This is a genomic window from Arthrobacter sp. TE12231 (genome assembly GCF_054062895.1).
Genome location: NZ_JBSSFS010000001.1, coordinates 3,280,259 through 3,298,127, shown reverse-complemented (window position 1 = coordinate 3,298,127; position 17,869 = coordinate 3,280,259). Strand labels below are relative to the sequence as shown.

At 68.3% G+C, this 17,869-nt stretch carries 14 protein-coding genes; 5 read left to right on the top strand and 9 right to left on the bottom strand.

Annotated features, from left to right (window positions below):
* Window positions 1-163: 163 nt before the first annotated feature.
* The 3 genes from ACVWYS_RS14760 to ACVWYS_RS14750 all read left to right on the top strand — a co-directional run bounded on the left by ACVWYS_RS14760 (window position 164) and on the right by ACVWYS_RS14750 (window position 3,630).
* On the top strand, window positions 164-1,558 hold the full coding sequence (locus tag ACVWYS_RS14760; RefSeq protein WP_456507360.1) for an OFA family MFS transporter: 1,395 nt from the start codon (window positions 164-166) through the stop codon (window positions 1,556-1,558).
* A gap of 1 nt (window position 1,559) precedes the next feature.
* A complete protein-coding gene (locus tag ACVWYS_RS14755) occupies window positions 1,560-1,688 on the top strand; it encodes an MFS transporter small subunit (RefSeq protein WP_456507359.1) in 129 nt (42 codons plus the stop codon).
* Between the two features lie 106 nt (window positions 1,689-1,794).
* The gene (locus ACVWYS_RS14750; protein ID WP_456509078.1) at window positions 1,795-3,630 is read left to right on the top strand and encodes a gamma-glutamyltransferase family protein; all 1,836 of its coding nucleotides are present in this window, start codon (window positions 1,795-1,797) and stop codon (window positions 3,628-3,630) included.
* Between the two features lie 64 nt (window positions 3,631-3,694).
* Here the strand turns inward: ACVWYS_RS14750 and ACVWYS_RS14745 are convergent, their stop codons facing one another.
* From ACVWYS_RS14745 to ACVWYS_RS14720, 6 genes are all read right to left on the bottom strand, one after another.
* Window positions 3,695-4,702 (bottom strand): alpha/beta hydrolase, encoded by a 1,008-nt coding sequence (locus tag ACVWYS_RS14745; RefSeq protein ID WP_456507358.1) that lies wholly within the window; start codon window positions 4,700-4,702, stop codon window positions 3,695-3,697.
* Between the two features lie 404 nt (window positions 4,703-5,106).
* A complete protein-coding gene (locus tag ACVWYS_RS14740) occupies window positions 5,107-7,641 on the bottom strand; it encodes a DUF222 domain-containing protein (RefSeq protein ID WP_456507357.1) in 2,535 nt (844 codons plus the stop codon).
* 119 nt (window positions 7,642-7,760) lie between these two features.
* Window positions 7,761-8,528 (bottom strand): YqjF family protein, encoded by a 768-nt coding sequence (locus ACVWYS_RS14735; protein WP_456507356.1) that lies wholly within the window; start codon window positions 8,526-8,528, stop codon window positions 7,761-7,763.
* Between the two features lie 102 nt (window positions 8,529-8,630).
* Complete coding sequence (locus ACVWYS_RS14730) at window positions 8,631-9,020, bottom strand: DUF1622 domain-containing protein (RefSeq protein ID WP_456507355.1); 390 nt, start codon at window positions 9,018-9,020, stop codon at window positions 8,631-8,633.
* A 51-nt stretch (window positions 9,021-9,071) separates the two neighbouring features.
* A complete protein-coding gene (locus tag ACVWYS_RS14725) occupies window positions 9,072-9,983 on the bottom strand; it encodes an SDR family oxidoreductase (protein WP_456507354.1) in 912 nt (303 codons plus the stop codon).
* Between the two features lie 162 nt (window positions 9,984-10,145).
* The gene (locus tag ACVWYS_RS14720) at window positions 10,146-11,039 is read right to left on the bottom strand and encodes an MSMEG_6728 family protein (protein ID WP_456510001.1); all 894 of its coding nucleotides are present in this window, start codon (window positions 11,037-11,039) and stop codon (window positions 10,146-10,148) included.
* Between the two features lie 145 nt (window positions 11,040-11,184).
* Between ACVWYS_RS14720 and ACVWYS_RS14715 the strand changes: the two genes are divergently transcribed.
* Window positions 11,185-11,757 carry a hypothetical protein gene (locus tag ACVWYS_RS14715; protein ID WP_344364441.1) on the top strand — a complete coding sequence of 191 codons (573 nt, stop codon included), beginning with the start codon at window positions 11,185-11,187 and terminating at the stop codon, window positions 11,755-11,757.
* Between the two features lie 114 nt (window positions 11,758-11,871).
* Here ACVWYS_RS14715 and ACVWYS_RS14710 read toward each other — a convergent pair whose 3' ends face one another.
* Both ACVWYS_RS14710 and ACVWYS_RS14705 read right to left on the bottom strand, forming a co-directional pair.
* Window positions 11,872-12,525, bottom strand: coding sequence for a LysM peptidoglycan-binding domain-containing protein (locus tag ACVWYS_RS14710; protein WP_456507352.1), 654 nt, complete (start codon window positions 12,523-12,525; stop codon window positions 11,872-11,874).
* A gap of 256 nt (window positions 12,526-12,781) precedes the next feature.
* Window positions 12,782-15,412: an ABC transporter gene (locus tag ACVWYS_RS14705; protein WP_456510000.1), complete on the bottom strand. Its 2,631-nt coding sequence runs from the start codon at window positions 15,410-15,412 to the stop codon at window positions 12,782-12,784.
* 78 nt (window positions 15,413-15,490) lie between these two features.
* Here ACVWYS_RS14705 and ACVWYS_RS14700 point away from each other — a divergent pair, with 78 nt between their 5' ends.
* Window positions 15,491-16,612, top strand: coding sequence for an adenosine deaminase (locus ACVWYS_RS14700; protein ID WP_456509999.1), 1,122 nt, complete (start codon window positions 15,491-15,493; stop codon window positions 16,610-16,612).
* Between the two features lie 79 nt (window positions 16,613-16,691).
* Here the strand turns inward: ACVWYS_RS14700 and ACVWYS_RS14695 are convergent, their stop codons facing one another.
* Window positions 16,692-17,666 (bottom strand): aldo/keto reductase, encoded by a 975-nt coding sequence (locus ACVWYS_RS14695; protein ID WP_344364451.1) that lies wholly within the window; start codon window positions 17,664-17,666, stop codon window positions 16,692-16,694.
* Between the last annotated feature and the right edge of the window lie 203 nt (window positions 17,667-17,869).

The window sequence follows — 17,869 nt, the reverse complement described above, 5'->3', positions numbered from 1 at the left end:
CCCACTCGGCTACCGCTCATCGCTGAACAGCTACCGCTCGGCGCATAAATAATACGTTTGCTGACGATCTGCACCATGATTGCCGGAGGCAACGGTCTGTGTGAGTGGCCCTTCGCCTCAGTGTGCTGGACACCGACGTCGTTGACGAGCAGGGGGAACATTTATGGGCTGGCTGGACCGCGAACGAACCATCGCACCGCCGGGATTCAACCGGTGGCTCGTGCCGCCTGCGGCGCTCGCCGTGCACCTGTGCATCGGCCAGGCGTACGCGACGAGCGTCTATAAGACCGCTCTGGTGAAGCACTTTGGTGCCAGCCTGACCGAGATCGGCGTCATCTTCTCCATCGCGATCGTGATGCTGGGCCTCTCGGCCGCCATCATGGGCACGTGGGTGGACAGGAACGGGCCGCGCAAGGCGATGTTCACCTCTGCCGTGTTCTGGGCCAGCGGCTTCTTGATCGGGTCTCTGGGGATCTTCAGCGGCCAGCTCTGGCTCGTATACCTGGGCTACGGCGTCGTTGGCGGCATCGGGCTGGGGATCGGCTACATTTCGCCGGTGTCCACCCTCATCAAATGGTTCCCTGACCGGCCCGGGCTGGCCACCGGCATGGCGATCATGGGGTTCGGCGGCGGCGCCTTGATCGCCAGCCCCGTCTCGACGGCACTGCTCAAGCTGTACGACCCCAACTCCGGCGCCAAGGGTTGGGTGGCCAGCGGCGACTCGGTGGCCAAGCTCTTCCTGACCCTCGCCGTCGTCTACCTGGCCTACATGATGTTCGGCGCCTTCACCATCAAGGTCCCGGCCGAGGGATGGAAACCGGCAGGCTTCGACCCCGGCAAGGTCAAGGCCGCCGCTCTGGTCACGACGGACAACGTCTCCGCCCGGAACTCGGTGAAGACGCGGCAGTTCTGGCTCGTGTGGATTGCCTTGTTCTGCAATGTCACGGCAGGCATCGGCATCCTGGAACAGGCTGCCCCGATGATCCAGGACTTCTTCCGCCAGTCCGACGGCACCTCCCTGGTCAGTGCCGCCGTCGCCGCTGGCTTCGTCGGGCTGTTGTCCATCGGCAACATGTCAGGCCGCTTTGCCTGGTCAGCGACCTCCGATGTGACCGGCCGCAGGCGAATCTACATGGTGTACCTCGGCGTCGGCGCCCTGCTTTACACCGTGCTCGCCCTGGCGGGCTCGACGTCCACCGTGCTCTACGTGGCGCTCGCGTTTGTCATCATCTCCTTCTACGGCGGCGGGTTCGCTACCGCCCCCGCCTACCTGCGGGACCTCTTCGGCACGTTCCAGGTGGGTGCCATCCACGGCCGCCTCCTGACCGCCTGGTCCGCGGCCGGCGTCGCCGGTCCGTTGATCGTCAACGCGTTCCTGGACGCGCAGGGCAAGCCCGGCGCGCTCACGGCCGCGTCCTATCAGGCCGCCCTGCTGACCATGGTGGGGCTGCTGGTGATCGGCTTCGTGGCAAACCTGCTGGTCACGCCCGTGGATGCGCGATTCCACGAACCACGTCCCGGCCGTGTCCGGCCCGAAGAACCCGCCTTGGAGGCTTGAGATGAGTAATGCGCAGACACCCGTGGAATCGTCGACCGGAAAATTGATCATCGCGTGGGGCCTCGTGGGAGTGCCGCTCGCCTTCGGAGTGTACGAGACCCTGACCCGGGTGGCGGCACTGTTTGGCTGACCCCGTGGCGGCAGAAGATTCCTTGCACCGGCAGCACACTGGTGCGGCCGCGTTTACGCGCCCGGATCCGTTCACCACCCGCCCCACACTGCAGGGCACGTTCGGGATGAGCGCATCCACGCATTGGCTCGCGACGGCGGCGGCCCAAGCCGTGTTGGAACGCGGCGGTAACGCCTTCGACGCCGCCGTGGCGGGGGCGTTCGTGCTGCATGTGGTGGAGCCGCACCTCAACGGACCCGGCGGCGACATGACCGGCGTGTTTGTCACGGCAGACGAACCGTCCAGGACGGTAGTCCTGATGGGCCAGGGTCCCGCGCCTGCCGGGGCCACCGTGGAGCACTACCTTGCCGAAGGCCTGGAACTCGTGCCGGGCTCCGGTGCGCTCGCCGCCGCGGTGCCTGCCGCCGTCGACGCCTGGCTCCTGCTGCTCCGTGACCACGGCACCTGGGAGCTGGAGACCGTGCTGGACTTCGCGATCGGCTACGCGCGGGACGGCCACCCGATGCTGGGCCGGGTCGGAACCACCATTGCGGCCGTGGCCGCTCTGTTCCAGGCGCACTGGACCACCTCTGCGGAGCTGTGGATGCCCGGCGGCAGAATCCCGGCTGAGGGTGTGGTGGTCAGGAATCCGGCCTATGCCCGGACGCTGGAACAGCTCATCGAGAGCGGTGCTGGAGCACCGTCCCGCGAGGCCCGGATTGATGCAGCCCGGCGCGAGTGGCGCGAGGGATTCGTGGCCCGGGCCATGGTGGATTCGGTTCAGGCCCCGCACCGGCACTCCTCGGGCATGGACCACCGCGGGGTGCTGGCCCTGGCGGATCTGGCAGGGTTCGAGGCCAGCTACGAGGCCGCCTCCACCGCAGAGTTCCGCGGCCACACAATTGCCAAAACCGGCCCGTGGGGCCAGGGGCCGGCACTGCTCCAGACACTCGCCATCCTGGATGGTTTCGAGGACCGTTACCTGGACCCGTCCACGGAGCTGGGTGCGCACACCATCCTGGAGGCGCAGAAGCTTGGGTTGGCAGACCGCGAGGCATACTACGGGGACACCGACGTTCCGCTGGACTACCTCCTCTCGGCCGACTACTGCGCCAGCCGTCGGGCCTTGATCACGGACCGGGCGTCCCACGCCTTCCGTCCCGGAACAGTGCCGGGCCGTGAGCCGTACATCCCGCCGCTGCGCACCGAGTACGTGCCGCCGGTGGCCGCTGGACGGTCGGGTGGCGGCGCCGCAGGTGTTGCGCTCGACGGCGGCGTGGCTGGCGGTGGCACGGCCGACGGGCGCGGGACTGGGTCCCGTCGTCACGCGGCCCTGGGCATCGGGGAGCCGACCGTGGCGCCGACAGGTGAGACCCGGGGCGACACCTGTCACATCGACGTCGTGGACCGTTGGGGCAATATGGTCTCGGCTACGCCCTCGGGTGGCTGGCTGCAGTCCTCGCCCGCGATCCCGGAGCTGGGCTTCTGTCTCGGCACCCGGCTGCAGATGACCTGGCTGGAACCCGGGACGCCGTCCACGCTGACGCCCGGCAAGCGACCGCGGACCACGTTGACGCCGACTCTCGTGCTGCGTGGCGGCCGGGCCGTGACCGCACTGGGTTCGCCCGGCGGAGACCAACAGGACCAATGGCAGCTACCCTACCTGCTGCGGACTATCGTGGGCGGGTACTCGCCGCAGCAGGCAATCGACGCGCCGACGTTCCATACGACGTCGATGCCCGGGTCGTTCTGGCCGCGCACGGGGGAGCCGGGCGGCGCCGTCGTCGAAGGCCGGCTGGGGGAGAACGTCATCGAGGGCTTGGAGCGCCGGGGCCATATTGTCACCCGGGCTGGTGACTGGACGCTGGGACGGCTGTCCGCCGTCGTACGGGATCCTGAAACCGGCGTCCTGCAGGCGGCCGCGAACCCGCGCGGTGCGCAGGGGTACGCCGCGGGCCGGTAGCGGATGGAGCGCTCCGCCGGTGCAGACTTCGTGCGGTTCCGGAGGGGCCTTCGCCTGGTTGCTGTTAGCGGCTGGCTTGGAGTTGGTCCATGAAGCTGAGCGACTCAGCGACGATCTGCTGCTGCGCGTGTTCACGGGAGATGCCCGGCTCGCCGTCCCCGGGCTGCTCGCCGTAGTCCCCGAAGAACGCGTGCACGCCGCCCACGACCGTTGCGTAGGTGGTGTTCGGCGGGAGTAGGGATTTCGACGCCGCGATCTTGGCGGGAGTGCTCAGGCCATCATTCGAGCCTGAGATGGACAGCACTGAGAGGCCGGGGGCGTCTGCCATGTTTTCGGCCGGATACGAGGCAAACAGCAGCAGCCCGGAGACATCGGAATTCGACTTCGCGAAGGAGGACGCACTCACCCCTCCCAAGGAATGACCACCGACAGCCCAGGAACCGATCTCCGGGTGCCGGTCCATGACCTCACGGGCCTGGCCGGTGTTCAGCAGGGGGATGCCCAGTGGGGTTTTCAGGATGACCACCAGGTGGCCGGCGTCTGCAAGCGGGCGCAGGATGTCCTGATAGGCGCGCGCATCGACTCTGGCCCCGGGGTAGAAGACGAGCCCCGTGGTGGCTTTGCCTTCCGGAACAAGGGTGATCGAGGTGGCGTCCTCCGTGATCGTCGCGGTTCTGGTTTTCGCGGCGCTTCCGGTGGTTCCGCCGGGTGCGGTGGTCTGGCCGGCGGTGCCGCTTGGCTGGTAGGGGAACGGGTTGAGCCACAACAACGCCGCGACGACCCCCAAGACCACGATCCTGCCAGCGAGGCCGCGAATCAGTTGCCAGGATGACACGCTGACCAACTTCTGCCCATGTTCTCTTGGATTCTGCTGTTTGTTCAGTCTCCAGCGTTCGAGCAGAGTCGAGCGTTTGACCAGGATGAACGCCCAGAGCAGACCTGCCACGGCCGCGACGATCAGCAGCACGGGCAGTGCGGGGTGGCCGCCGAGGACTGCAGGGTTGCCAATCAGCATCCAGAGCGGAACCACGATCAGCGCGGCGGCGGCGAAGGCGCCGCTCCAGTTCAGCACCGCCGACCTGAAGCCCGCCGACTCGGTTCCAGCCGCGTTGACCTGAGCGGACCTTAGGTGTGGGGACTCCAAATCTGCGGGGTCCGGCGCAGGGGCGGACGATTCAGGCCGACGGGCTCCACTCGCTGCATCCGGCCCAGGATCAACAACAGGTTTGCCGGGGTCCTTCGGCATCGCATCGTTCACAGTGCGATGTTATCTCCATGATCGAGATAACTGGAGAGGTGGCCTGGAGTCTCGTGGGCTGTTCGGAAGGTCGAGGTGCCGTGACTACCGACCGGACTCCCGTCGCTGCCGGGTCCGTGATTACACGGCCGGCACGTTAGCCCGGATGACGCCGCCACTGACCGGTCTGCCGCCATAGGCCGGGTTGAGGAGTTGCGGTGTCACTCTGCGGCTTGCGGTTATGCGGCCTGGGCGGGTCGGGCGGGTGTGAAGTAGTGGTTGCGGCGGGGTTTTTGGCCGGGGTCGATGTGGGGTGGCGGGATGAACCAGGGAATCCCGGTCCGGAGCCGGATGGTCCACGCCTCTTTGTGGATCACGTGGTGGTGATGGGAACAGAGCAGGGCCCCGTTCTCCGTGCCCGTGGTCCCGCCGCGGGACCAGTACGTGATGTGGTGCGCTTCGCACCAGGGCGCGGGGATGGTGCAGCCGGGAAAGGCGCAGCCGAGGTCCCGGGCGATGAGGGCTTTGCGGAGGTGGGGCGGGAAGATCCGGGAGGCCCGGCCGATGTCCAGGATCCGTCCCTCACCCCCGAGCAGGACGGGGATAAAGTCGGCGTCGCAGGCGATCTTCCGGATGGTGGAGGCGGTGACGGGTCCGGTGAACAGCAGCGATCCCGTTTCCCGCACCGCCCCCGCGGGCCGGAACGCCCCACCGGCCGTTTCCTGACCTTCTGTCGGGCCAGCTTGGCAGGCGGCCTCGCCGGCTTCGCCCGCCGCGCCGCCCGCGTCTGGCGCGCCGCCCGCGTCTGGCGCGCCGCCCGCGTCTGCCTCACCGGCGGCAGTGCGGTCGGGGGTGGTGCCGAGCCGGGTCAGCAGGTCCCGGTAGTCGATGGTGACCATGACCTGGGGCCGGAGCCCGCCGGCGGCGGGCAGGCCGCCGGTGGCGAGGGCGATCCCGCAGGCACCGACCAGGCCGTCCAGCAGCCGCTGGGCCCGGGACCGGGGATCCAGCCGCTCCGTCCCGGGATCCTCCTCGCACATTGACTGCCCCGCTGCTGCGGGGGCGTCATCCGGAGCGGAATAATTCCCCGGGGCCGGGGCCGGGGCCGGGGCCGGGGCCTGGGTATCCGCGTGAGTCGACACGCCTGCGGCCCGGGCATCACAGGCCCATACGCTGGCCCCGGCATCCGTGACCGGCCACTGACCGCCGGCACCGGCTGCGTTGGCGGGTCCGAGGCCCGAACGCTCGCCGGCGGCCGCACTCGGAGCCCACCCCACGGCGAAAGCCATGCCAGCAGGCTCGGCGGCCCAGCCAGCAGAAACGGGCGTGGCCTCAGCGTCGGTGGCATCACCTGCCCGGCCGTGAACGGCCGCAGCCCCGGCACCTGCGGCCCAGCCAGCAAAGGCCGCAGTGCCACCGCCGGTGGCATCAACCGTCCAGCCGTGACCGGCGACCGTCTCTGCACCTGCGGCCCAGTCAGCAGAAGCGGCGGCACCGGGGGTGGCATCAACCGTCCAGCCGTGACCGGCGGCCGTCTCTGCACCGGAGGCCCCTCGATCAGCCGCCGTACCGGTGGCGGAGCCATCAGGGGCGCCAGCACCGGAGGGCCAGCCGTGGCCGATGGCAGTCTCGGCGCTGGCCGCGGGGCCGTCGGACGCGGGCGTGCCCTCAACAGCGGCCCGGGCAGCGTTCGTGGTCCCGGCGGTGTCCGTGGTCCGGGGGTTGGTGCCGGTGTTCATGACGGTGAGGAGGTATTCGAACTGTTCGGTGGTCGCGAAAATCTCAAGATGGTGCAGGCCGTGGCGCCGGCGCCGGATGAAGGCGCCCTGTAGCTGGCGCAGCAGCTCCTCGGAGGGCTCGGCACCGTCCTGATCCAGCGCATCGGCCCAGCCCCGGGCCACCCGGGCCAGGAAGTCCGCGTCGTTCTCCGCCGCCGTGCGCGTCAGGGCGTGCTCCATCCGCGCCAGGGACCCGGCGTCACAGACGTGCCGGACCTTCTCCAGCGCCGCCGTGATGATCGTCGCGGCCCCGGATGCGACCTGCCCGGACGCGACCGCCGCACCGAGCTCCGCGTGCACGGCCGGGACGGGCTGGCCGGTGAGTCCCCGGCGCGGCAGCACACCCCCGGCGAGGGCGAGCCGGCGCTTAGCCTCCGGGGCGCTGATCCGCAGCCGCGCCCGCAGGAACTCCGCCGTGTTCCGATACCCGTCATCCACCACCGCCGCGTCACCGGCCGCATCCCACGGCACACCCTCCCCGGTCAGCGCATCGGGCGAAGCCGCAGACTCGGGCACACTGTCGATCCCACCGTTGATTCCGCCGTCGGTCACGTCATCGGTCCCGGCGCTCACCGTGCCGGACGGTGCGCCACTGGCGGCCGCGGTTCCGGGGACGTCGTCGCGCCAGCCCGTCGTCCACGACGTGCCGGCCCCCGCCGCCGTCCCCGCCGTGGCGGACTGCTTCCTGGTCCGGTCCACCGCGCCGGCCGCCACCAGCTGCAAAAACTCCAACCGGCGCGAGAGCTCCTCCACACCCCCGGCGAAGTCCGCCGCGGCCCGGAAATCCCACAACGCCGCATCCTGAAGCACCGTCGACCCCACAGCCTCCAACGCGGCCAGGGCAACACCCACCCCCGACCGCCCGGCCGGACCCGAACCGGCACCTGCGCCGCGGCCGGTGCCGGGATCCGCGCCGCAGCCTGCAGCGCGACCGGTGCACTGATCCGTGCCGTGCCCGTCGTCCCCGAACGGAATGAAACCCCTGGCGGCTTCCATGACACCAGTCTCCTCCGGGGGTGTGACAGTTTTAGCGGGAACCGTGCGAGCCAACTGCCCCCGTGGCGCCCGGTGCCCGGTCGCCAGGATTTCAGGGCACTCGGGTCAAAGCGCGCGGGTCAGGGTGCGCGGGTCAGGACCCGCGGCCGGCCAAACTGCGTGCGCACTCCGGGCGAGAAGAGCACGGACTCCGGCGCCCCGGTGACTTCAATGCCGGCAGCGCGCACCAACTGATCCTCCAGCCGGGTCACGTGCGCCTGGTACAGCGGCCACGCGGTGTGCTCGTTCGGAACATAGAGGGTCTTGCCCCTAAACCGGGAATGCAGGCCGAACCGGGCCGTCAGGTGTACTGATAACGAGTCGGTCGCCTCGACGTCGAACTCCGGGACGACGGCGAAATCGCTCCGAGCGCCTCCCCGGAAACGCCGCACCAAGTAACCGCTCTGGGGCCCCGCCATGCTGGCGGCTCCAAGCTCCCCGGGTGGCACGGCATCCCCACCGGCGAAGCTCGCGCGAGACCAGACATAGGGAATCCCGGCGGCCCGCGCAGCGAGCACCACCGCCAACCGCGACGCATCCAGACTGAGGAAGACTACTCCCCGGGTGCCGTCCGGTTCCCGGGAGTAGAGGCGCACGTTGATCTCGGTGAAGCTTCCGAAATACGGGATACCGGGTCCGCGGCCCAGACCGGCGCCTTGCATTCGAAAACCGATGAGCCCCACCCAGGCGGATCCGTCAAAGCTGTCCGGGACAACTCCCGGAGGCATGAACGACGCCGCCACCGGCTCAGGGATTCGCCAGTGCAGGAAGACAGCATCGGTCCAGCGTTGATCCATGATGATCGGGCGCGGAAGCTCGGGTGCGGCGGGCCAAGGAACTATGTTCATGTGAATTTTCCTTCCTGCAAGCTCCGTAGTTCAGCGCCCCCACCTCGAACGTCGGCTCAGTTCAGATGTCGCCTCAGTTCGGCGGCGACGTCTGGAATGGCTTTAGCCGGTCACTGAGGAGGCCGATGGACCTCCGCGCTGGCTCTGCCAGGGCCAGCGTCCGGTGATTTCCAGCTCGAGCGAGAAGCTCAGGAAGGTTCGAATGAGCACAATAATGCCCAGCACGCCGACACCCTCGAAGGTCGGAGTGACGGCGACCGACCGGATGATGTCGGCGGCGACCAGCAGCTCCAGACCCAACAGGATGGACCGGCCCAGCAGTTGCCGGTAGGAGCGGTAGACGGTTAGCGGCTCGGAGCCAGCCGGCAACCGTTCCGGCTGATATCCCCGCAGCGCCAGGGGGATGGACACGATCGCGCCGATCACCATGACGGCCACTCCCGCGAAGTCCATGAAGCTGCCGACCGTCTCAATAGTGTGCTGAAGATCCATGGTTCCCCTCATTGAAGGTGGTAGTGAAGTGTGCGGTGATCGAAGCAGGCTTTAGGGGTGCCGGACGCCGACCCCGGCAAGAATGGCCCGGTAGCCTTCGCGGAAACTCGGGTACTGGAACTTGAAGCCGGTGCTGCGGAGCCGGGCATTGCTCGCCCGCTTGTTGCCACCCCGTGACGGTTCCCCGCCCGACGTCGAAGTCCCGCCCGACGTCGATGCCGCGCCCGATGGGTCCGCCGACTCCGACGCCGGCTGGGGGAGTCCCAGCTCGGCCGCCAGGAAGCCCAGCACGTCACCGAGCTCGGCCGGTTCGTTGTCGACGCCTATGTACACGGGCCCGGGGACCGCATCCATGGTGCACAAGTGGACGATTGCCGCGGCGGCGTCGTCCCGGTGAATACGGTTGGTAAAGCGCGACGTCGCCGGAATAACGGCCGTTCCGCCGCGCACCTGGTCGATCAGTCGGGTCCGGCCGGGACCGTAGATGCCGCCCAGCCGCAGCACGACGGGGGTGATGCCGGTGCCGCTCAAACGGCGGTAGAGGAGTTCCTCTGCTTCGCGGATGATGCGGCCAGAAAACCCGCCGGGTTCCGGCGTCGTGCGTTCATCGATCCAGCCGCCGCCGGCGTCACCGTAGACCGCGGTCGAGGACACAAACAGGACCCGGCGGACGGTGGCTCCGGACGCCAGCACTGCGTCCAGCACGTGTGCGAGACCATCTACATATGCACTCCGGTACGCATCTTCCGTGGGGGAATCGGCGGCAATCGCGACGACGACGGCGGTAGTGTCCGTCGGGACGGCCGGCAGCTCGCTCGAACTCAGGTCCGCGGCGACCCCCTCAATCGCAGCCGGAAGCTTGCCCGGCGAGCGACGCCAGCCCACCACACGGTGTCCGGCGGCCGCGAAACGCAGCCCGGCCTCAGTGCCCAAATCGCCGCAACCGGCCAAAAGTACAGTCATAGGGCCAGTCTGCCAGCCTTCACGGAGCGCTGCGCACAGGCCCGGGCAAAACTTGAACTGAACTTGTGGCCCACTGAACCAGCGGACCCGACGCCAGACCCCGACGCCAGGCACCGCCCGACGTCGGACCCCGCCCGACGTCGTTCGGCTGCAGCCGCTCGGCTACCTCGCCGGAATCGGGAAGAAGGCCCGCGGGTCCTGCAGCAGGGCCGGGTAATCGAAGGCCGAGCGGTCCACGATCTCGTCGACCTGGAAGTTGCGCGCGAACTGGCCGTCCACGGTGATCGGATGGCCCAGGACCTTGCCGATGGCGAAGGAGGTGCCGCCGTTGACCGGGATGGCGACCACGGAGTTGCCCGGAAGGGTGGTGAACGCATCTTCTTGCTGCTGGCGCTTGCGGGTGGGCTTCTTGACGAGCTGCTTCGGCGGCAGTTTGCGTACCTTGGGGCGGCGGGAGCCCGAATCTGCGTAGACGAACTGGTAGTCGTCATCGGCCGCGGGCTTGGCGCGTCCCACGGGCGGCAGGCTGACAGTCTTCAGCTGCTCCGGTCCGGTGTCGCCGAGCGGCAGGCGCAGGACCCACATCCGCTCCCCGGCAGGATCCTCGGGCACGAGCTCGAGCCTGGGCTCCGGCCAGACATACTCCAGGTCCGGGTCCGTGCCCGGGAAGACCTTGGCATAGAACCGCGGATCCTTGGCGATCAGCCGGGACCGGTGGCTGAGGTGGAAATCCGGCTCGCCCAGCCACGGCGGCATCGGAATCTTGGAGGCGTAGTCGGGGTGGGCCGCCTGCGGGGCAAACTCCATGATCTTCTCGCGGGTGGTGTCCTCGCCGCCGCGGGCCGTCCATTCATCCACTACGGCCAGGCCGTACATCGTCAATGCTGGGACGTACCCCATCCACATCCGGATGGCCGGGTGCGACTGCCAGCCATACTCCGGGATCACCAGCGCACGCAGAATCTGCAGCGCTTCAACGCGCTGCTTGCCGAGCCGCTCGCGGTCCAAAACCGCGGCGCTCTGCTGGAAATCGGGGAAGGGGAGGAAAGTCTGCATCTCTCCAGTTTGAGGCCACGCGACGAATCCACCAATTGCACAGGACCGCGCGTGGGCATGTTCACATTTTGGAATGAAGCAGACAGCTCATTACGAAGGGGCGTAATATAGCAGGACCCCATCAATGCCGCCCGGAGGACACGCCATGAATCCAGCCCCTGTTATGCCGTTTGTGCCGAAATACGGCCAACTGCTCGACCCGGAAGCGAACGGCATTGTGGTGCTGGAGGAGGTCATTCTTGACCCCGTGGCAGCCCGTAAGGAACAGCATGGGTTCCGCGCCGCAATGGCATCGGTAGCGCTGACCATGCGGCGGATTCTGGCGCTTCGCCTCTTCATCGCCGTCGTGGCGATCGCCAACCTGCCCCTCTTCTTGCTCAACACGGGCTGGTGGATTTACGTCGTCTCACTGGCCCTGGTGGTTGGCGTCCACGCCGCAGTGTCCTGGCTGAACCGGAACGAGCCGCGGATCAAGCAGCGCCGCATGCTGGAACTGCACCTGCACCGCGAGCGGAGCGACAACTACCGCAAGGTCCGCGACGCCGTGAAGTACGTCATCGACGCCCCTGCGCGCGTGAACGAAAACCTCTACCTGGAACTGCTCGCCGCGAAGCGGGTGGCACTGCACCTGGCTATGGGCACCGTGGCCCTGCTGGACACGAGCGACGACGCCGCGTGGAAACTTCAGATTGTCCGCGAAATCCCGCAGGCCGCCTAGCCAGCACCGACCACCCGAGAAGCACGGGTCACTCACGCACCACGACGCCGGAGCGTCCCCTCGCGGGATTGCTCCGGCGTCGTGCTGTAACGGCGTCGTGCTTTAGCGGGTGGCCTATGCGGGAAGCTGCAGCATCTGGCCCGGGAACACCACATGGGGGTTGCTGATGATCGCCGCGTTCGCGTCGGCCAGCAAGCGCCAGCCTCCGGCAATGTTGAGCTTCTCGGCGATCGTACTCAAGGTTTCGCCGCTCCGGATGGTGTAGGTCTGGCCACTGACTGATACCGGCGCAACGTGGCGGGGTGCCGGGACGGCCGCCTTGAGCGCTACATTCCGCACAGGCACCCTCGCTGGGGCTGCAACCGCGGCGGGCTGGCGTGACGTTGTTGCGCTCTGCGGAGCCCCGGCGCCTCCGTGCAGGCCCAGCTTCGCGGCGCAGGCGGGCCATGCGCTCCAACCCTGGGCGGCCTGCACTTTCTGGGCGACGGCGATCTGTTGCTCACGGCTGGCATTGGCCGCAGAGCCTGTTCCGCCGTAAGCGGCCCAGGTGCCGGGGCTGAACTGCAGCCCGCCCCCGTAACCGTTTCCGGTGTTGGTGCCCCAGTTGCCGCCACTTTCGCATTGGGCCAGGGAGTCCCACGTGGAGGCGGGGGCTGTGGCCGGGGCGGCCGCGTTGGCTGCCGAGGCCGACAATGCGACGCCTGCAATCGAGACAGCCGCCAGTGTGATGCCGCGGCGCGCGGCAGTGCCATAGGTGGATTTCTTCATGGTTCAGATGCTCCTGAGGGCCACCGGCGCTCGGTCCGTCCCCGGACGTTGTCGCGCCACTGCCCGCCCCTGACATTAGAGGTCATTACGGTGTCTACCGGTCGGGCAGTATCTGGTGGTGGCAGCACCGGGCATTCAATACCCGGTTGCCGGGCATGCAAACCAGATTAAGGCAGGGCCTGCCCGTTATCAAGACGTTATTTTTCCCGTTTCTGCCGTTATCATCCCGCCGCTGGCTCACGCGAACATGTTCGCGTCAGACCCCGAGCATGGTGGCCAGGTAAGGCGCAGTCCGGCTCGTCCCGGAGCGCGCGACGGCGGCGGGCGTCCCGGTTGCCACGATCTGACCGCCGGCGTCGCCGCCGGCCGGGCCCAGATCGATCACCCAGTCCGCGGCGGCCACCACATCCATGTCGTGCTCGACCACGATGACGGTGTTGCCGGCGTTCACGAGCCGGTGAAGCTGGGCCATGAGTAGTTGGACATCGGCCGGGTGCAGGCCGGTGGTGGGCTCGTCCAGCAGGTAAAGGGAGTGGCCGCGCTGGGCCCGCTGCAGTTCGGTGGCGAGCTTGATGCGCTGGGCCTCACCGCCGGAGAGCTCGGTGGCTGGCTGGCCGAGGCGCAGATAGCCCAGGCCCACCTCGCGCAGCGTCTCCAGGCTGCGTGCCGCTGCAGGTACCCCGGCGAGGAACTCCGCGGCGGCGTTGACGGTCAGGCCCAGGACCTCGGCGACGTTCTTGCCGCGGTAGGTGACCTCGAGGGTCTCCGGGTTGTAGCGCGAGCCGTGGCATTCCGGGCACGGGCCGTAACTGCCGGGCAGGAACAAGAGTTCCACGGCCACAAAGCCTTCACCCTGGCAGGTCTCGCAACGGCCCCCGGCAACGTTGAAGGAGAAGCGTCCGGCGCCGAAGCCCCGGGCCTTGGCCTGGTCCGTGGCCGCAAATTCCTTGCGGACCGCGTCGAAGAGTCCGGTGTAGGTGGCGAGGTTCGAGCGCGGGGTACGGCCGATCGGCTTCTGGTCCACCTGGACCAGCCGGTCCAGCCGGTCCAGCCCGGTGACCGGGCCAACACTGAGCGGCTCGGTGGACTCGCCGGTCTCGGACTCCAGGTCCTGGGGGGCTTTCGCTGCTGCATCGGCCTCCGGATGGAGGCGGGCGCCTACGACGTCGGCGAGGACCTGGCTGACCAGCGTGGACTTGCCGGAACCGGAGACGCCCGTGACTGCGGTTAGCACGCCCAGCGGGAAGTTGGCGTCGAGGTCGCGCAGGTTGTGCCTGCTGATGTCCCGCAGTTCCAGCCAGTCCGCGGCTTCCCGGCGGGCGCCGCCAGCCGTGCCAGCGTCAGCCGAGCGGCCGCCGTCGTCGTCCCTCGTGTCAGCGCCGCCAGTGGAACCTGCCGAACCATCCGGGAATAGGAACGGCCGGGTGACCGACGCGTCCACCTCGGCGAGACCGGCCACGGGACCGCTGTAGAGCACTTCGCCGCCGCCCTCACCGGCGCGCGGGCCCACATCCACCAGCCAGTCGGCGCGGCGGACAATGTCCATGTTGTGCTCCACTACGAACACCGAGTTGCCGCAGGACTTGAGCTGGTCCAGGACCGCGAGCAGGGGTTCGGCGTCGGCGGGGTGCAGCCCGGCGGAAGGCTCGTCCAGTACGTAAATCACGCCAAAAAGGCCGGAGCGGAGCTGGGTGGCGATCCGCAGCCGCTGCATTTCGCCGGGGGAGAGGGTGGGGGTGGAGCGGCCGAGGGCGAGGTAGCCGAGGCCGAGGTCCAGCAACACGGTGACGCGCTGCAGGAGGTCCCGGGTGATCGCGACGGCCACCTCGGTGCCCTCGGCGGAGGACTGTTTGCCGGGGGTCTGTTTGCGTGAGGCGGTTCCGGCCTGTGTGAGCTCGGTGGTGGGGCGGATGATGTCCGCCAGCTCCGTCATCGGGACCGCGTTCAGCTCGGCAATCGTGCGGCCCGCGAAGGTCACCGCCAGGGCGGCGGGCGTCAGGCCGCTGCCGCCGCAACGCGGGCACGGGCCGGTTTCCATGAAGCGCAGCACCCGGTCGCGCATCGTGGTGCTCTTGGAATCGGCCAGGGTGTGCAGCACGTAGCTCTTGGCGCTCCAGAACCGTCCCTTGTAGGGCTTGGCGACGCGGTCGCGCTGCGGCGTCACCTCCACCACGGGCTGTTCCTCGGTGAACAGGATCCAATCGCGGTCCTTCCTGGGCAGGTTCCGCCAGGGCGTGTCGACGTCGTAGCCCAGGTGGGTGAGGATGTCGCGCAGGTTCTTGCCCTGCCAGGCCCCGGGCCAGGCGGCGATGGCGCCGTCGCGGATGGTGAGCGAGGTGTCCGGGACCAGGGAGGTTTCGGTCACGGTGTGCGCGATCCCCAGGCCGTGGCACTCCGGGCAGGCTCCGGCGGCGGTGTTCGGCGAGAACGCGTCCGAGTCCAGCGGTGCGGCGCCGTCCGGGTAGCTGCCGGCGCGGGAGAAGAGCATGCGCAGCGAGTTGGACAGCGTGGTGAGCGTGCCCACGGTGGAGCGCGAACTCGGGGTGCCGCGGCGTTGTTGAAGCGCGACGGCGGGCGGCAGCCCGGTGATCATCTCCACTTTGGGGTTGTGCCCCTGCTGGATGAGCCGGCGGGCGTAAGGGGCCACGGATTCGAAGTAGCGGCGCTGGGCCTCGGCGTAGATGGTGCCGAAGGCGAGGGACGACTTGCCGGAGCCGGAGACGCCGGTGAAGGCGACGATCGCGTCGCGGGGCACATCCACATCCACGTTGCGCAGGTTGTTCTCCCGTGCGCCGCGCACCCGCACAAAACCGTCCGTGGGGCTCCCCGGAGTCAGGTCCGGAACGGTGGGGCCGGGCAGTTCGGAAGCATGCTGTTTACTTTGCATTGATTCGACTCTATCGGTGTCGGAGGGGTGCGGGCGTATCGGTGCGGGCATATAGGAGCGCAGGCATATCCTTACCGAATGGAAACAAACGACGCCGGCACGGGCACCGGCACCGAAACCGCCGCCGGCACAGATGCGGCCGCGACTGGCCCTGACAGCGGCGAAGCCCCGGAACTCACCGAGGCCGCCGAACTTGCCGAGATCCCCCAGGAAGCCCACGTACTTCCCGTCGCTGAACTGCACTTGCACATTGAGGGAACGCTCGAGCCGGAGCTGATCTTCGCGCTCGCCGAGCGCAACGGGATCCAGCTGCCGTATGCGGACCTGGACGAGTTGCGTTCCCGGTATGAGTTCACCGACCTGCAGTCCTTCCTGGACCTGTACTACGCCAACATGGCGGTGCTGCAGACCGAACAGGACTTCGCGGACATGACACGGGCCTACTTGAGCCGGGCGGCGCTCGCCGGTGTTAAGCATGCGGAGATCATGCTGGACCCGCAGGCGCACCTGTCCCGCGGGATATCGCTGGAGACGTGTGTCAACGGGGTGGCCTCGGTGCTGGCAGGATCCCGCGAAGAGTTCGGTATCTCCACCCTGCTGATCGCGGCCTTCCTGCGCGACCTCACTGAGGAATCCGCCCTCGAGGTCCTGGAGCAGCTGCTTGCCATGGACGCCCCGATTGCCGGCATCGGGCTGGATTCCGCCGAGGTGGGCAACCCGCCGGCGAAGTTCCAGCGGCTCTTCGCCCGGGCCAAGGACGCCGGCCTGCACCGGATCGCGCACGCCGGCGAAGAGGGACCGCCGTCGTACATCATCGATGCGCTGGACCTGCTGGACGTGGAGCGAATCGATCACGGCATCCGGTGCATGGAAGATCCTGATCTCGTGGAACGGCTGGTTGACGAGCTCATGCCGCTGACCGTGTGCCCGCTGTCCAATGTCCGGCTCCGCGCGGTGGACACCCTGGCCGAGCACCCGCTGCCGGCGATGCTCGCGGCGGGCCTGAACGTCAGCGTGAACTCGGACGATCCCGCGTATTTCGGTGGCTACGTGGACGACAACTTCGCCCAGCTGAAGTCGGTGATCGGCCTGTCCGAGTTTGACTGCGTCAGGATGGCCGCGAACTCAATCCGCTCCTCTTTCGCCACCGACGAGCGCAAAGCCGAGCTGCTGGCCGAACTGGCGGCGTCCGGCGTCTAACACCACGGTTGCCCTATCACTTATGGTCGCTAAAACGCCCGGATAGGAGCCATAAGTGATAGGGCAACGGCGGTGGCGCTTAGACGTCGATCGTGCCCATGTTCGGGTAGCGTGCGCCGGCGGCGACGCCGGCCGGAGCGAGCTCATCCAGACGGTTGAGGTCTTCGGCGGAGAGTTCGACGTCGACGGCCCCCAGGTTCTCCCGCAGGCGGTCGCGCTTCTTGGTGCCCGGGATCGGAACGATGTGCGCGCCCTGGGCCAGCAGCCAGGCCAGCGCCAGCTGCGCCGGGGTGCAGCCCTTCGCGTCGGCCAGTTCCTTGACCCGATCCACGAGCTGCAGGTTCCGGGCAAAGTTCTCGCCTTGGAAACGCGGGGAGTGCCGGCGGAAATCGTCCGCAGCAAAGTCATCGGGGCTGCGGAATTGTCCGCTCAGGAAGCCCCGGCCCAGCGGGCTGTACGGGACGAAGCCGATGCCCAGCTCGGCGAGCACCGGGAACACCTTCGTCTCCGGCTCGCGTTCCCAGAGCGAGTATTCGGTCTGCAAGGCGGTGATGGGGTGCACCGCATGGGCCCGGCGGACGGTGTCGGCGCTGGCCTCGGACAGGCCAAGGTGCCGGACCTTGCCGGCCTGGACCAGCTCGGCCATGGCTCCGACGGTGTCCTCGATGGGGACGGTCTTGTCCACCCGGTGCTGGTAGTACAGATCGATGTGGTCCACGCCCAGCCGCTGCAGGCTTGCGTCGCAGGCGGCGCGCACGTAATCGGGGGAGCCGTTGATGCCCACCCAGGATCCGTCGGCCCGGCGTTCGTTGCCGAATTTGGTGGCCAGGACGACGTCGTCCCGTCGGCCGGCGATGGCCCGGCCGACGAGGGTTTCGTTGGTGAAGGGGCCGTACATGTCCGCGGTGTCGAGCAGGCTTCCGCCGGCGTCGAGGAAGGCTTGGATGGTGGCGATGGACTCGTTGTCGTCGCCGTGGCCGTAGAACTCGCTCATGCCCATGCAGCCCAAACCCAGGGCTGAGACGGTGAGCGAACCGAGTGTGCGGGTTTCCATGGAAATCTCCTCAAAAAGAACGGCGGGGGCGGCCTCCGGCACCTGATCCGGCACCGATCGGGCATCTGACAGGGCGGCCGGACGGCGCGCAGTGGGCAGACCGCCACTCTAGGCCCATCGGGCGAGCGGCACAACGGAACAGCGGCCGGCCCGGTTCACCCTCGCCGGAGGATGCGCCGGGCGGCGCCGAACGGCAGAGTGCA

Coding starts and splice junctions, on each gene's coding strand:
- ACVWYS_RS14715 (WP_344364441.1), top strand. CDS start 11,185: ATGAATCCAGCCCCTGTTATGCCGTTTGTGCCGAAATACGGCCAACTG.
- ACVWYS_RS14740 (WP_456507357.1), bottom strand. CDS start 7,641: ATGGAAGCCGCCAGGGGTTTCATTCCGTTCGGGGACGACGGGCACGGC.
- ACVWYS_RS14720 (WP_456510001.1), bottom strand. CDS start 11,039: ATGCAGACTTTCCTCCCCTTCCCCGATTTCCAGCAGAGCGCCGCGGTT.
- ACVWYS_RS14695 (WP_344364451.1), bottom strand. CDS start 17,666: ATGGAAACCCGCACACTCGGTTCGCTCACCGTCTCAGCCCTGGGTTTG.
- ACVWYS_RS14760 (WP_456507360.1), top strand. CDS start 164: ATGGGCTGGCTGGACCGCGAACGAACCATCGCACCGCCGGGATTCAAC.
- ACVWYS_RS14710 (WP_456507352.1), bottom strand. CDS start 12,525: ATGAAGAAATCCACCTATGGCACTGCCGCGCGCCGCGGCATCACACTG.
- ACVWYS_RS14755 (WP_456507359.1), top strand. CDS start 1,560: ATGAGTAATGCGCAGACACCCGTGGAATCGTCGACCGGAAAATTGATC.
- ACVWYS_RS14735 (WP_456507356.1), bottom strand. CDS start 8,528: ATGAACATAGTTCCTTGGCCCGCCGCACCCGAGCTTCCGCGCCCGATC.
- ACVWYS_RS14730 (WP_456507355.1), bottom strand. CDS start 9,020: ATGGATCTTCAGCACACTATTGAGACGGTCGGCAGCTTCATGGACTTC.
- ACVWYS_RS14725 (WP_456507354.1), bottom strand. CDS start 9,983: ATGACTGTACTTTTGGCCGGTTGCGGCGATTTGGGCACTGAGGCCGGG.
- ACVWYS_RS14750 (WP_456509078.1), top strand. CDS start 1,795: ATGAGCGCATCCACGCATTGGCTCGCGACGGCGGCGGCCCAAGCCGTG.
- ACVWYS_RS14705 (WP_456510000.1), bottom strand. CDS start 15,412: ATGCAAAGTAAACAGCATGCTTCCGAACTGCCCGGCCCCACCGTTCCG.
- ACVWYS_RS14700 (WP_456509999.1), top strand. CDS start 15,491: ATGGAAACAAACGACGCCGGCACGGGCACCGGCACCGAAACCGCCGCC.